This is a genomic window from Flammeovirga agarivorans, from assembly GCF_012641475.1.
Classification (GTDB): Bacteria; Bacteroidota; Bacteroidia; order Cytophagales; family Flammeovirgaceae; genus Flammeovirga; species Flammeovirga agarivorans.
In genome coordinates, this window is the sequence record NZ_JABAIL010000007.1 from 301,508 (window position 1) to 316,005 (window position 14,498).

17 protein-coding genes are annotated in these 14,498 nt (G+C 31.2%); 16 read left to right on the forward strand and 1 reads right to left on the reverse strand.

Going from position 1 to position 14,498, the window contains the following annotated elements; genetic code table 11:
- The first annotated feature begins 60 nt into the window (after window positions 1–60).
- The 9 genes from HGP29_RS21265 to thiD all read left to right on the forward strand — a co-directional run bounded on the left by HGP29_RS21265 (window position 61) and on the right by thiD (window position 6,546).
- Window positions 61–366 (forward strand): 2Fe-2S iron-sulfur cluster-binding protein, encoded by a 306-nt coding sequence (locus HGP29_RS21265; RefSeq protein WP_168884453.1) that lies wholly within the window; start codon window positions 61–63, stop codon window positions 364–366.
- 61 nt (window positions 367–427) lie between these two features.
- Window positions 428–1,213, forward strand: coding sequence for a hypothetical protein (locus HGP29_RS21270; protein ID WP_168884454.1), 786 nt, complete (start codon window positions 428–430; stop codon window positions 1,211–1,213).
- 502 nt (window positions 1,214–1,715) lie between these two features.
- The gene (locus HGP29_RS21275) at window positions 1,716–2,660 is read left to right on the forward strand and encodes an SDR family oxidoreductase (RefSeq protein WP_211093365.1); all 945 of its coding nucleotides are present in this window, start codon (window positions 1,716–1,718) and stop codon (window positions 2,658–2,660) included.
- A gap of 32 nt (window positions 2,661–2,692) precedes the next feature.
- Entirely contained in the window at window positions 2,693–3,202 is a 510-nt protein-coding gene (locus HGP29_RS21280; RefSeq protein WP_168884455.1) for a hypothetical protein, read from the forward strand.
- Between the two features lies 1 nt (window position 3,203).
- Entirely contained in the window at window positions 3,204–4,127 is a 924-nt protein-coding gene (locus HGP29_RS21285) for a helix-turn-helix domain-containing protein (protein WP_168884456.1), read from the forward strand.
- A 178-nt stretch (window positions 4,128–4,305) separates the two neighbouring features.
- The gene (locus HGP29_RS29130) at window positions 4,306–4,512 is read left to right on the forward strand and encodes a transposase (RefSeq protein WP_168884457.1); all 207 of its coding nucleotides are present in this window, start codon (window positions 4,306–4,308) and stop codon (window positions 4,510–4,512) included.
- Window positions 4,457–4,747 carry a transposase gene (locus HGP29_RS21295; RefSeq protein ID WP_168884458.1) on the forward strand — a complete coding sequence of 97 codons (291 nt, stop codon included), beginning with the start codon at window positions 4,457–4,459 and terminating at the stop codon, window positions 4,745–4,747. The genes HGP29_RS29130 and HGP29_RS21295 overlap by 56 nt, the downstream gene beginning before the upstream one ends.
- Window positions 4,748–5,098: 351 nt before the next feature.
- Entirely contained in the window at window positions 5,099–5,752 is a 654-nt protein-coding gene (gene tenA, locus HGP29_RS21300) for a thiaminase II (protein ID WP_168884459.1), read from the forward strand.
- Window positions 5,740–6,546 carry a bifunctional hydroxymethylpyrimidine kinase/phosphomethylpyrimidine kinase gene (gene thiD, locus HGP29_RS21305; RefSeq protein ID WP_168884460.1) on the forward strand — a complete coding sequence of 269 codons (807 nt, stop codon included), beginning with the start codon at window positions 5,740–5,742 and terminating at the stop codon, window positions 6,544–6,546. The genes tenA and thiD overlap by 13 nt, the downstream gene beginning before the upstream one ends.
- Before the next feature lie 67 nt (window positions 6,547–6,613).
- Here the strand turns inward: thiD and HGP29_RS21310 are convergent, their stop codons facing one another.
- Window positions 6,614–7,600 (reverse strand): helix-turn-helix domain-containing protein, encoded by a 987-nt coding sequence (locus tag HGP29_RS21310; protein WP_168884461.1) that lies wholly within the window; start codon window positions 7,598–7,600, stop codon window positions 6,614–6,616.
- Between the two features lie 163 nt (window positions 7,601–7,763).
- Here HGP29_RS21310 and HGP29_RS21315 point away from each other — a divergent pair, with 163 nt between their 5' ends.
- The 7 genes from HGP29_RS21315 to HGP29_RS21345 form a co-directional block, all read left to right on the forward strand.
- The gene (locus HGP29_RS21315) at window positions 7,764–9,167 is read left to right on the forward strand and encodes a sulfatase-like hydrolase/transferase (RefSeq protein WP_168884462.1); all 1,404 of its coding nucleotides are present in this window, start codon (window positions 7,764–7,766) and stop codon (window positions 9,165–9,167) included.
- Between the two features lie 166 nt (window positions 9,168–9,333).
- Entirely contained in the window at window positions 9,334–10,185 is an 852-nt protein-coding gene (locus HGP29_RS21320; protein ID WP_168884463.1) for a patatin-like phospholipase family protein, read from the forward strand.
- Between the two features lie 84 nt (window positions 10,186–10,269).
- On the forward strand, window positions 10,270–11,037 hold the full coding sequence (locus HGP29_RS21325; protein WP_168884464.1) for a hypothetical protein: 768 nt from the start codon (window positions 10,270–10,272) through the stop codon (window positions 11,035–11,037).
- Between the two features lie 324 nt (window positions 11,038–11,361).
- Entirely contained in the window at window positions 11,362–11,922 is a 561-nt protein-coding gene (locus HGP29_RS21330; RefSeq protein ID WP_168884465.1) for a hypothetical protein, read from the forward strand.
- 251 nt (window positions 11,923–12,173) lie between these two features.
- A complete protein-coding gene (locus tag HGP29_RS21335; protein ID WP_168884466.1) occupies window positions 12,174–12,602 on the forward strand; it encodes a hypothetical protein in 429 nt (142 codons plus the stop codon).
- Window positions 12,603–13,201: 599 nt separating this feature from the next.
- Window positions 13,202–13,855, forward strand: coding sequence for a hypothetical protein (locus tag HGP29_RS21340; protein ID WP_168884467.1), 654 nt, complete (start codon window positions 13,202–13,204; stop codon window positions 13,853–13,855).
- 423 nt (window positions 13,856–14,278) lie between these two features.
- Window positions 14,279–14,498, forward strand: a 220-nt coding sequence (locus HGP29_RS21345) for a hypothetical protein (protein WP_168884468.1), incomplete at its 3' end; no start/stop codon positions are given.

The window sequence follows — 14,498 nt, forward strand, 5'->3', positions numbered from 1 at the left end:
GATGGCCTTTTTTATGTTGTTAAATTCTTATCGAGTATAATTGCCAAAATTTATATCTATATGAAAATAACTATCGACAATAAAGAATACGAAGTAGGACCAAGGAACAAAACAGTTCTTGATGTATGCAGAAAACACAAATTAAGCATTACAGCTCCTTGTTATAAAACACTACGTCAGTTTGGAACCTGCAATTCTTGTCTTGTTGAAGTAGATGGTGAAAAGAAATTATCTTGCGGAATTCCTCCTGATGAGAATGAAAAGTATGTACTTCAAAGAGATGATTTATTAGAGGAGCGTAAAGAGAAAGTAAAGATTTTTAAATCCCACAAAGAAAAAATGGAAAGGTTGTTAGGCAAGAGTTAATTTATAGATCAACACTATAGTGTAGTTTTTTTATTCCAATTTTTTTTCCTGTTATTCTATCATGAAATTCGATATCACAGCAATAACTAACGCTTTAGCACCTTACAAAAACCAATTAGAACAACTTTATTTATGGAATGCAGATATATCAGGATTGGTAGATTTTGGATTAATATCAAAGGACGAATTGTCGGATCTACTACAACAGTCTATATACAATAGGGAAGTTAAAGTAAAAAATATCGTTCATCATGCACTCCATAATTATTATATAAGTGATAGAACCAAATTTGAAGAGCTTTCAATGTGGATTATTGTAAAGTGGGGAGGAATAAGAGCAGCTTCGAAAAAAGAGACTATACTATTAATCAATAACTTTATTGAAAAGGGAATACAGCCTTTTGAACGTATTGCTTCATACTCAAAAGTGGCTTCATTTATGTGTCCCGAGGAATGCATTATCTATGATGCAAGAGTGGCCTATACATTAAATTGGTTGATCTTATCCAGAAATGCTGGGACAAAATTTTTCCCCATCCCATTAGGCAGGAATTCAAAGATGAAAGCTTTTGATATGGATGTACTTATACGTTTAAAACATATTGATAAATACCATATTGAAGATGCATTCCATATCGAACAAAAATACATTTCAAATAGAGACAAACAATTATACATTCCTAAAAATGAGGCATATTGTTGTATGAATACATTGATCAAAGCCGTCCATCAAAAACTTTGGAATGATGAACGGAAGGAACTTTATTTTACAGAAATGCTGCTTTTTTCAATAGCCGATAATTTTATTACAAAAGAGATTACAGAAAGCATAAGGATTCAATTATAAATTGAAATACAAAATACTCCTTTATTTGACCACAAATTTATCCCAATTGAAATTGTTTTCTTCTAAAAACTTCTTGAGTTGTATAGGTCTGTAGCTTTCATCCTTATTCCAACGTATTTTTACAGACTATATTAGATGAGCAATACATTAAATTCTATCTTCATAAATATCCTTCGTGTTATTATATAAAGTCATTCTATTTAATAAGACTTCTACATAACAATATCAAATTATTATAGTTACTTCATATATGCCTTTAGCATAGGGTGTTACTTTATCATCAATTTGATAAAACTTCTCTATTTAAGATGTGATATTAATTAACTTAAAGAGCATAAAGTATTTTAAATCAATCTTTTGCGAACAATTTTTATATTGCATTACCCAAAAACTAGTTGCTTGCCAAAATGTGTACATCAGATGCCAAAATGTTTAAGCGTAAAACACCCAATACTAGCGACCTTTGTAAGGTAAAATTTATGAAAACTAAATAGAAATAATCATGGCTAATCAATTTGGTAAAAAAGGATGGACTCCAGAACGAATCAACAACTTAGAAGGTAAAACTTTTGTAATCACCGGAGGAAACGGAGGTGCTGGTTTTGAAGCAACAAAAATTCTTCTGAGCAAAGGAGCAGAGGTAGTGATGCTTAACCGTAGTGCAGCCAAATCTGAAAAAGCTATTGATGACCTAAAAATACTATTTGGTAAAGGTGCAAAGGTTTCTTTTATCGTAATGGATTTGGCAAGCTTAGATTCTGTTCGAAAAGCGGCAGAAGCGGTCAATAAGACAATACCTAAAATTGATGCCTTAATGTGTAATGCAGCTGTGGCTCAAGTTGCCAAACAAGAAATTACAGTAGATGGTTTTGAAAGTCAGTTAGGGACCAATCATTATGGACACTTTTTATTAAATAACTTACTTTTTGATAAGATTGAAGCATCAAATGGTAGGATTGTAGTAGTGGCTAGTGAGGGGTATAAAATGGGAATCAAAACCATTCAATTTGACGATATGAATTGGGACAAGAATTATGAGGCCAACGCAGTATATTCTCAAAGTAAATTGGCTCAGATGATGTTCGCTTATGAGTTACAAGATCATATAAAAAGAGCAAATAAAAATGTTGGTGTTTATGTTTGTCACCCTGGTGCATCAAAAACCTCTCTAATTAAAAAAGATGCTCCACTGATTACAAGAATTTCTTGGGCAATATTAGCAGCCTCTCCTTTGGTACAATCGGCAGAAAAAGGTGCATATCCTGAGCTAATGTGTGCTACCGAAGAAAACTTAAAACAAAAAGCTTTTTATGGTCCTACAGGTATGAACTATTGGACAGGCCCTGTAGGGGAATGTAAATTGGAACCTCATGCATTGGACAAAGAAGTGATGACAAAATTATGGACTTTATCAGAAAAAGAGACAAATTGTAAGTGGAACTTCTAAACATATTCTATACAAGTTAAAATAGTAATACAATGGATATATTAAAAGCAGCAACGGATTGGGGAAGAGCGGAAGCATTTTCGATTTCATTTTTCATTCTCTTCGGAATCTTATTTATCATCACAGGACTTGGTTTTTGGCAGTTGGGAAAAACTGAATTCGCCCGAGCGTTTATTTACCCTGTGTCGATAGCTGGGATATTTCTTCTAGCATCTGGATTAGGGTTGTTTTTCTCTAATAAAGCGAGAGTTGGTGAATTTGAAACTGCTTATCAACAAGATGCTTCTTCTTTTGTAGCTTCTGAGATAGAGCGAGTAGATAAAACAATCGCTACTTACCAGACAGCTGCTTTTAAAGTATTTCCAGCTATTGCTATATTAGGAGCTTTAATGGTGATGTTTATGCAGAAACCAGTATGGCAAGCGACTGGTGTAGCTGTAATGGCAACAATGATTGTATTTACTGTTATTGATAGTAACGCAAAATCAAGGTTGGAAAATTATAAAATAGAGTTAGACTCTTTTGTTGCTAATCAAAAATAAGATGGAAAATATCGTTTTCAATAACATCACAGAATTCAATAAGGCTCAAGACTTACCTGCACCTGAAAACCCACTTTTTACTGTTGGTTGTAAGGTGTTAAGTGAGGATGAAATCCAGAATTGCGTTTCTTCTCAAACAGAAGTGAGTTACACTAACCAATTCTACATTATCAGTCTTAAAAATATAGTATCAGGAGAGTTAATTTATGGAAGAACAAAATATGATAGCGAAACGGGAACAATGTTCTTCTCCTCACCGAATCAAACCTATACCATAAAAGACATTATTGTGAGTTCTGAGTCTTGGTTTATAGCCTTTCATGAGGATTTTATATCAGGTACAAATGTTAGAAAACTAATCAAGAATTATAACTTCTTTAATTATAATGTAAATGAGGCATTGCATCTTTCTCCGAAGGAGGAAAATATAATTAAAACCATCTTTAAGACCATAGAAACAGAGTATCAAAATAATCAGGATGAGTTTAGTAAGGATATTATTTTGACACATTTAGAGGCTTTATTAAAGTATGCCGATCGTTTTTATAAACGTCAGTTCTTAAACCGAAAAGAGATCAATAAAGCCTTATTTACTCGTTTTAAAGACATCTTAGATGACTATTTCGAATCCAACTTGTTAGAAGAAAATGGGATTCCAACTGCAGAATGGATGGCCAACAAATTAGGTGTCAGTCATCGTTATATGCGAGATACCATTAAAACAGAGACAGGAAAAACTGCTGTAGATCAAATCAATTTATATTTGGTGGAAGAAGCTAAAAATTTACTCCTCGGAACCAATGCTTCTATTTCTGAAACTGCCTATAAATTAGGGTTTGAATATCCTCAGTATTTCTCCCGATTATTTAAGAAAAAAACAGGATTAAGTCCTAAAGAATATATTGAATCAGCTACTATGAATTAGATTTTGTGTACAGGTCACTCCGTGTACATGTGATACTAAGACTATCATACGAATTTCTGAAAATCGATACTGTTATTAAATGAAACGTCAACTTGACTTCTTATTTAAGCAGGTTGGTTTTTTATATCAAACATATTAATTTACTTCACTTTCTTATAAGCTAACTTAACGGTTCAACATGCCTCACTCAAATAATAATATATGGATACACATAGTTTGGTCTACCAAAAATAAACTACCCTTCTTTGATAAGCATATTCTTAACTATAAGGTAATTCCAATAATTAAAAAAATTGGTACTGAGGAAGAAATACAAATCGATTCAATTAATGGATATAAAGATCATATTCATTGTCTATTGCTACTTCCTACTTCCTACTTCTAAATCAATATCATCTATAGTTCAAAAGCTAAAAGGAAAGAGTGCTTTTATCATCAATAAGGAAGACATACTTGAACAGGAATTCCATTGGGGAATTGGATATTTTGCTGTTTCTGTTAGTCCAAGATTTATTAAGTCTACTAGAGCTTACATCAATAATCAATGGAGCAAACATGAAAAAGTAAGCTATGAAAAAGAGATTAAACAGTTTGATCATTTAACTAAAAGACTTTACTAACAGGCTCCATAACTAAAGTTATGGGCAAGAAAGATAAACTCCGTTAACACTAAAGTGTTAACTTCGTAGAAACCTTGAAGACTTCAGTCTTGAAGGTTTTATCTATCACTTACCCATAGTTTTAACTATGGTGTACGTTATCTTTGCTTTTGTCATCAATAATACTCATTAATAAAGGAGTTTCATTGTGGAATTGTTTTAGAGGAACCATTATTCAAATACAAATTAATTCCACCTTTACAAGGTCCAGAAACTTTTAATTATTTTTGGCTGAGACATCTAAACTTAAAATACTTTTAGAAGTTTTACAAAGAATGAAATTAACAAACAACCAAAACTTAAAAACATCTTATGTCAAACTGGTATGAAGTAATCAGTGAAAAAACTGATTATATTTTACAAGAAATATATCAACACCCTTTCATCAAAGATCTAATGGGAGGTAAGCTATCGAAAGAAGTCTTTAATTTTTATATCAATCAAGATTCTATCTATTTGGCTGAATATAAAAAGATCCTTGCTGAAACAGGAATCAGATGTGAGGAAGATCAGGATACACAGTTTTTCTTAGGTGCTGCAACAGGGATTATTCATGTAGAAGATGCTTTGCATGAGAACTTCTTAACAGGTGAACAAAGAACGACTCAAGCTTCTCCTACTTGTGAATTATATATCAGTTACCTTTCGAGAATTGTACATACAAAATCATTAGAAGAAGGTCTGGCTGCAGTACTTCCTTGTTTTACAATTTACAAAGAAGTAGGGGATTATATTCTTGCCAATCAAAGTAATAAAGGAGAAAATCCATATCAAGACTGGATCAATACTTATGGAGGGGAAGAGTTTGCCAACTCAGTAAAACAAGCGATTGATATTACCAATAAATTAGCAAGTAAGGCTTCTCCAGAAAGAATTGAAAAGATGAATGAAGCGTTTGAAAAAGCCTCAAAATTGGAATGGATGTTTTGGGATAGTGCATACAAACAAGAAGCATGGAAAGTATAAAAACAACTTATAAAAGTGTATTGACTATTGCAGGAAGTGATTCTGGTGGTTGTGCAGGAATCCAAGCCGATATCAAAAGTATTTCGGCTTGTGGAGCCTATGCTGCTAGTGTGATTACAGCGACAACAGCTCAAAATACACAAGGAGTTACCGATATTTTTGCTCTTCCCGTTACTCATCTAGAAAAGCAACTAGAAGCGGTATTAAGTGATATTGATTTTAGTGCCATCAAAATTGGTATGCTTCATTCTTGTGAAGTAATTGAAACAATTGCTACAAAACTTAGGGAATATGATATTCGAAACATTGTATTAGATCCTGTTATGGTGGCGACTTCTGGAGATATTTTAATTACAGAAGATGCTATAGAATGTTTAAAACAACTATTCCCCAAAGTTACATTGATCACTCCCAATCATAAAGAAGCAGAGTTATTGATTGGTCATGCTATTGATCAAAATAACGTTGAAGCCACTGCCAAAGAAATTGGAGCACAATTTAAAACTTCTGTCTTGCTGAAAGGTGGGCACTTTGAAACTGCTGAAATGCACGATGTGCTTTTTGAATTTCCGACAGACAAAACAACAGTCATTAACAACCCCAGAGTAGATACAAACAATACTCACGGCACTGGCTGTAGCTTATCATCAAGTATTGCAACTTTCCTTGGAAAAGGTGAAGGTTTAGAAAGCGCTGTGAAGAAAGGCTGTAGTTATGTCAATAATGCTATTTCAGAAGGAAAAGATAAGGTATTAGGGAAAGGAAATGGCCCGATTAACCATTTTGGAATCTAAGGGATGAGATAAAATTCTTGTGCATCATAGGTTCAACTATGGTGCACTATTTTTTTAATGTATTTTATCATAAACTTGAACTATTACTTCTCAAATCATTCGGGCTATAACCAAACTGTTTTTTGAAAGTGCGACTAAGATGTGATGCACTATGAAAACCCAATTCATTACTTACTTCAAAAACGGATTTTGTTGTGTATTTAAATAACCGGTTGGCCTCTTCCAAACGGTGTTGATTAAAGAACTTAATGATAGGCATTCCAAAGACGGATTTAAATGCTCTTTGGAGTTTAGATTTACTGATATTATTGTTTTCACTGATCGTTTCAAGATTGGGTAAAAAGGAGTAATCAGATAAAATCTGTTCTTTGATATTGAGCATTAATGAAAAATCATCTGGATGGATTTTATTATTTGTTAGAATGCTAGAATCATTCTCAATTAGTACTATCAATCTAGCGATAATCTCATAGGCTCTTGCATAAAAGATTGATCTATTTAACCTCACATCCGTTCTTTCTACAAAAGAATTTCGGACAAGCGATTCAATTTCCGGTGAAAGTCTGTGGTAAAAAAACCAATCTTTTTCCTCTTTTAGCCTCCTGAAAAATTTATCATTTTGTTTTTCAGACGTTTTCCAATCATCAATCAATTCTAATGGAACTCTAATAGACATCCATCGGATCGTTTTATTGCTTGGGAAAGTTAAATTATAAGGGCGGTTAGCATCATAAATAGAGATTCCTTCGGTATTACCCGTATTTGGGGAGTGACCTAACATATCTCCATAAAAACCAATACGGATAGCCACAATTCGCTCTTTATTTTTCGGTGAATTTATTATTTCAATTGGGACTTTTACATTGAAGTCGGCCATAACTATAACAATACCACTTTGATAAGTATGTGCATAAAAGTCTCCATGCCCCATCTCATTATCAAATGAATATTTTGATCCATCCCAGGTTCCACCATATTTTTTGCTAAACTCACTGTAGAATGCTTGTGGATTTATTTCATCTTCGATCCTGAGTACTAATGTTCGTTTATCCATTAATGCGACCTCTTTTGATACTCTTAGTTTAAACAGGAGTATTATGATATTTATTTGAATGCTATTGACAATAATATGAATTATTAAACCCGATTACAATAACGACTTTTGTACTCATCATTATGAAGTGTGATTATCAATTTCAAAAATCCTAATTAAAAATATGAAACATTTAATTTTTATTGTTCTAATATGTATTACAACAATTGTAAGTCTAGGGCAAGATAGACCCAACATCGTTATTATGATGACTGATAATCAAGGATATGGCGATATGGGATGTTATGGAGGGTTACGCGCTCCAACACCAAATATGGATAAATTAGCCGAATCTGGAATTCAGTTTTTAGATTTCCAGATTGATGCAAGTTGTACTGCCTCAAGAGCATCCTTTATGACTGCTCGAATGCCTATCCGTTCGGGTACATCTGGGTATGTTATTCCTGGTGAACCCGGTGGACTTCATCCTATGGAAGTGACTATAGCAGAAATGTTAAAATCAGTAGGTTATTCAACGGCAAATTATGGAAAGTGGCACCTTGGAGAAACGGCTGACAGACAACCTCAAAACCAAGGGTTTGATGAATGGTATGGGGTTTCTAATTCAAGTTTCCCAGTTGATAGTTCTTTCCCTGGATATCAAGAAGATTTAATCCCACCTCAAAGTATCTTAAGTGCAAAAGCGGGTCAGGAAGCTAAAGTAGTTGCTGATATGACACTTGAAAAAAGAGGATTAATTGATAGTGAACTTACAGCAAAAAGTGTTGATTACATTAAGAAACATGCGAACAAAAAAGAGCCTTTCTTCTTGCTTACTACTTTTATAAATCCTCACCATCCAGTTGTTCCTCACCCCAATTTTGCTGGCAAATCAAAAGGTGGTGCGTATACAGATGTCCTAATGGAAATTGATTATAACGTAAGTCAGATTGTAGGAGCTATTGATGATTCAGGTATCCGTGATAATACAATCATTATTTTCTTTTCAGACAATGGTCCTACACGTTATTCCCCAGAAGCAGATCATAATGGAGATCCTGGACAATGGGCTGGTGAATTAGGTTCCGGATGGGAAGGTGGACTACGTACAGTTGGTATGATGTCTTGGCCCAATAAGATCCGATCAAATTGGAAATCAGAAGAAATGTTTCATGCCATGGATTTTATGCCAACACTTGCCAATATTGTAGGAGCTGAAATGCCTGACGATCGTCCAATTGATGGTTTTGATCAGACAGATTTTTTATTAGGAAAACAAGAGCATTCCAATCGAGATCATCGTTTAGTATATTATTATGGTGATTTGACAGTGGTTCGCTGGGCACAATACAAAGCTCACTTTGTAAAATATGCAAGATTTCAAAGTTGTACAGCACCGCCTATCAAGCTAGGGCAAATCCCTGAGTTCTATAACCTTAATACTGATCCAAAAGAACTATTTAATCTTTATGGTCGAAGTGGTGGAATTCCACTATTCTTCAAGTTCCAAGAGGCTATGTTGCCATATTTTGAAAGTATGAAAGAATTTCCAAATTTAGATTACTCAAAAATGGAAAGAGATAAATAATTTGTATTTCTTAAAAAGCAGTCAATTATATTTGTTTTTTTAAGTCTCACATTCATTAGTAATTTTAATGAATGTGAGACTTTTATTTTAAAAAGAATAAATATTCAATAGGATTATTAATTTTAAGTGATCTAAATGATACTCATTTTTATTTTGAGACTAAACCATGAAAAACAAAGTCGCATTAGTGTTGGAAGGAGGTGGTTCAAGAGGAATGTTTACAGCAGGTATTCTTGAATCATTTCTGATGAAAAATATAAATTTTGATTCTATTTTTGGCATCTCAGCAGGTGCATTGTATGGGGCTTCATTTGCTTCCAAACAACTAGAGCGTAATAAAAAATTAAACGCTTATAATGATGATAAGCGATATGGAGGTTTCAAGCATTTACTACTTAAAGGATCTTACCTTTCATGGGATTTTATTATGGGCGATATTGCCCATCGTCTTTTACCTTATGATTATGATACACTCCGTACTTCTGCCGATTTTCATGTAGGGGTAAGTAATTGTAATACAGGGAAATCAGAATTCTTTGTCGTCAATAAATTAGATAAACCAGATATTGTCAGCATTCTTACTGCTAGTGGTTCATTACCATTCATCTCTCCAATTGTAAAATACAAAGGGGAAGAATATCTAGATGGAGGGTTAACGAATTCTATTCCATATGATGTTGCTTTTGAAAATGGAGCAGATAAAATTGTAGTGGTACTCACAAGACCTGAAGGATATGTAAAATCTGATATGAAATTTAAAGCTGTTTCAAAATGGTTTTACAGAAAACATCCCAAGGTACATGAGAACTTGACTCAAAGAGCACAGCAATACAATGAATCCATCCAACAACTTAAAGTACTCGAACAACAAGGAAAAGCGTTTTTGATTTATCCTCAAAAAGAGCTGAATGTTGGTAGAGTGGAACGTCAGGTGTATAAAACAGAAGCCATCTATAATGAAGCCATTAAATTCAGTAATAGCTTTATTCCCAAGATGAAACTATGGATGGAAGAGTAGGAGTCTAGTTATCTAAATTACTTTTAGAATAGATTACTGTTCGAGTGTTAAACGTAGTGTCACTACGAATAGAGTATAGAAAAGATGAACATAAAAAGAATACTATTTAGTATCATAACATTATTATTGTCTACTGCTTTATATTTTTATCTAGATAATTGGCAAAAACATAAGAAGACATTGAAAGAAAATGGTAATCCAACTCTTGTTAAATTAGGTAGTGATGGACCTGTTTCAGTATCTGGATTCTATAATATCAATGCTAAAGAATTTTCTTATGCATTAGCAGGATCTAAATCATATAATGGTTTCACTCTTGGTAACTATTATGTAGGATATTATGATATTGAAGACCCTACATTTATGGTTATCGATTTTTCTCAGTCAATAATTCCGCAGTCATTAGACTCTTTATATCAAGAGATAGAAGGTATTTCTTTTTTAGATAAAGAGTGTTATATAAAACTAACAAAAGAAATTACAGATTATAATGATTTTTATAAATTTTTAATTGAAAGATTATATTCCAGAAAAAACCTTGAATGTGATAACTTTAAACTAGAAATGAGAGACAAAGTAGTTATTCAAATTAATAGATGGGCAAATCTTACTTTTTTTGAAACATATCCATCAGTAAGGAATAGAAATATATTTAAAGTTAATATAGATGATATTAATAAAAAAGATTTTCATGATTTTATGTCAAATGGAGATAAAAATAAAAAAATCATCATATGTTCTTTTAATGGTGAAATAAATATTAATTTAATTTCTCATCAATTAGATGAAGTAAATAACTTAAATGACTCATATGAAGATAAGGCTAAGGTCATTTTTATCAGAAATAACTAATAAATGCAGAGTACATAAAATTATCGTATATTTTTAATTTATTTTATGATTAAATCTTTTTAAAGTAAACTCTTCTGAGTATTAAAGAAAGTGTCACTCCGAACTTCCGAATTGAATAAGTCTTAGACTTATGGCATAAACAAATTCGTAGTGAAACTGCGTTTAACAATACGAATAGGTTAAAGAGATAGTAAATATTGATGATAGTGCTGGAAATCTTAAAAAATCATGGGGTGAAACTGTGAAAAATAAGAATAGTAATTTAAGGTCTAAAATTAAACCGTAAAGAAAAAAATAGGTAGAAAAAAAAGGTCAATTTATGTTATGGGAATACTAAAAAATATTCTTTCTAATAGAAAAAATTTTCAAGAGATTGAACAACTTATTAATGATGGATATCAATTATCTTTAGAAGATATTAAACTCTTATTTTTAAAAAAAAACAATGAAGTGCTTTGGTTTTTTCTTGAGGAAATAAATAGTTTTGACCTATATCCAAAAGAAATAAAAAGTGAGTTACTTAAATTTTTAAAATTAAAGATTGAGAAAAAAGACTATGATAAGTATCTTTTTTGTGAAATTCTTTTCTACATAAAAAAAATTGATATTTCATTTTTAAAGAATATTACATACGATTTAATAAATGAAGAATTATTTTTGCTATTAGATTTTATTGAAACTGAACATAATTTGATGAAAAGTGGTGATGTAAAATATTTATTAAAAAACATAAATCCTGAAAAGATGGATGAATTATCACAATTTATTTATTACAAATTATGTAATGCATATCATTTAATACATGATTTTAATTTAGATGAATTCATATTTACCAATAAAAAAATACATGACATTTTAATTAAAAGATATTTTAATTTTTTGTAACGGGAATCGTGAGTGTAACCATGATACTTTCTATTAATTTCGTCCCACTGTTTGAGGTGTTAAACGAAATGTCACTCCGAACTTCCGAATTGATTAATTTTTAGACTTATAGCATAACCAAATTCGTTGTGACATTATCATATGACACTACGAATAGAAGAGGTACTTGTGAAATTGGTATTACCCAGTAAATAATTTTGGAATACAAAAAAAACTACAAATTTTATCTTTATACAAACTCTTAGAATAAGATGCAGCAAGAACAAAAAATAAGTAATAAAGCAAAGTTCATTTGGATTATTATAGGTATACCTTTATGGATTGTAATTGGTATTTACAGTGGATATGAAGCAAAGAATGAACATAGAAAATATCGCTTAATAAATTATTATAGTCATTTTAATTATGAGGTAAAGGTTAGCTATTATAATAGAGGCTTTTATGATGTAGTTACAACTACTAATGATAGCATTTACTTTGTTCTGTCAATTGATTATCTAAAAATTAAGAAAGGTGATATTTTAATAAAGGAGGAAAACACTAATAATATTGAAATTATTACCAAAGAAAATGAGTATAATCTAGAACTTAAATATGTACCTAGAAATTCATACTTACATGAATTAAAAAATGAGGAAGAACACTTAAATAAGTATGGAGAAGTTGAAGAAAAAAGATAGTTTTTTTGTGGTCTTATTGCCGAACTTCCCATTTGATTAAGTCTTTGACTTATAACATAACGTCAAAAAAGCAAAGATTAAAAAATGAGTTACACTCACTTCTTGTTATTATTTATTTTCATTTGAGGAGCTGCAGGCACAAACCTACTCCTCATTCTCTCAACTACAACACCAACAAGCTGAATTTAAAAACAACTAATTGGAGACAGTTTATTACAAATGAGAGAAATACCTTAATGAGTTCAATAAATTAAATACCTTTTATTTTTTTATAGTCATAAGTTGCAAACTTATGACATAAACAAATTCGTAGTGACACTATCGTTTAACACTACGAATAGAGGAGGGCTTATGATAAAAATACAGGCTTTGGTATACATGGTAATCACCCTGAATATACGAGAGTTGTAGCTGAAAGATTAGAAAATACTATCGATGATGCAGGGGGTATTAATTCTATTTCACAACAAGAAACAAATAATATTTTAATTCAAACTGCAACTAAAATGAGAAATCAAATTCAAACACATGTAATAGATGCAGATATTGCAGATGATAGATATAGTAATTTAAATGAGGTATATAGAGGCTTATAACATATGAAGTATTATAAATTTAGATTTGACGTAAATAATGATGTTCTAAAAGAGGTACCTGACTACACAATAAAGGAATCTGATACGAAAGATTTAAGTGAATTTAATAGCTTAGATGACATTCCATATTTTCAGCCTTATCTAAATGATTTTGTCATATATGACAAATTTAGAAATGTGGATATACTTGATCTAAAATTAAGTAGTGGTTTTATTATTAGTAGTAAATTTAAAGATATCCTTTTAAAACATAATTTATCAGAACATCGTTTTTATGAAGCGAATGTATTTTCTACTAAAGGAGAAAAAGTAGATTTTCATTATCTCTTTTTGGTAAATAATTTTTATAAAATTTTAGATTTTGAGAAAACAAAATTTTATGGAATGGATTGGTATGACAATAGATTGACTGATTCATTTATAGTTAAAAATGAAAAGGATAGGGTTGATTTATATAAAAAGTTGGTTAAAAATAATATTGATATAGATATTATCAAATCAGACTTTTATTTTCTAAATCAGAAGGTTGATTTAATTAGATGTGATATTGAGAGTTGCTTTTTAATTTCAGAAAGACTTAAATATGAGATTGAAGAAAATGATCTTGAAAATATTATTATTTCGGAAAAAGTATATGCTGAAAATGTAAATTGGTAAAACATCTCGAATTGTTCGGAGTGTTAAATGCTGTGCCACTCCGAACTTCCGAATTGATTAAGTCTTTGACTTATAACATAACGTCAAAAAAGCAAAGATTAAAAAATGAGTTACACTCACTTCTTGTTATTATTTATTTTCATTTGAGGAGCTGCAGGCACAAACCTACTCCTCATTCTCTCAACTACAACACCAACAAGCTGAATTTAAAAACAACTAATTGGAGACAGTTTATTACAAATGAGAGAAATACCTTAATGAGTTCAATAAATTAAATACCTTTATTTTTTTATAGTCATAAGTTTCAAACTTATGACATAAACAAATTCGTAGTGACACTATCGTTTAACACTACGAATAGAGGAGTAGTCCACAAAAATATGAGAAGCATATGTTAACATATTCAATAATTTTTTTACGACCATGATAATAAAAATAACACCTAAAATTTCAGTTGGAGAAATTCAGTTAGGAAAGACACGTCAAGAAGTAATAACAAGTATTGGGAAGCCTGATTATTTTAATGAATACACAAATCAGGATTTTTATAACGATTTGGGAATCATATTATTTTATTCAAAAGCTAATAAACTAGCTCAAGTTGTGTTTTTAAAACTTATGCAAAATGAATTTCATCTTTTCG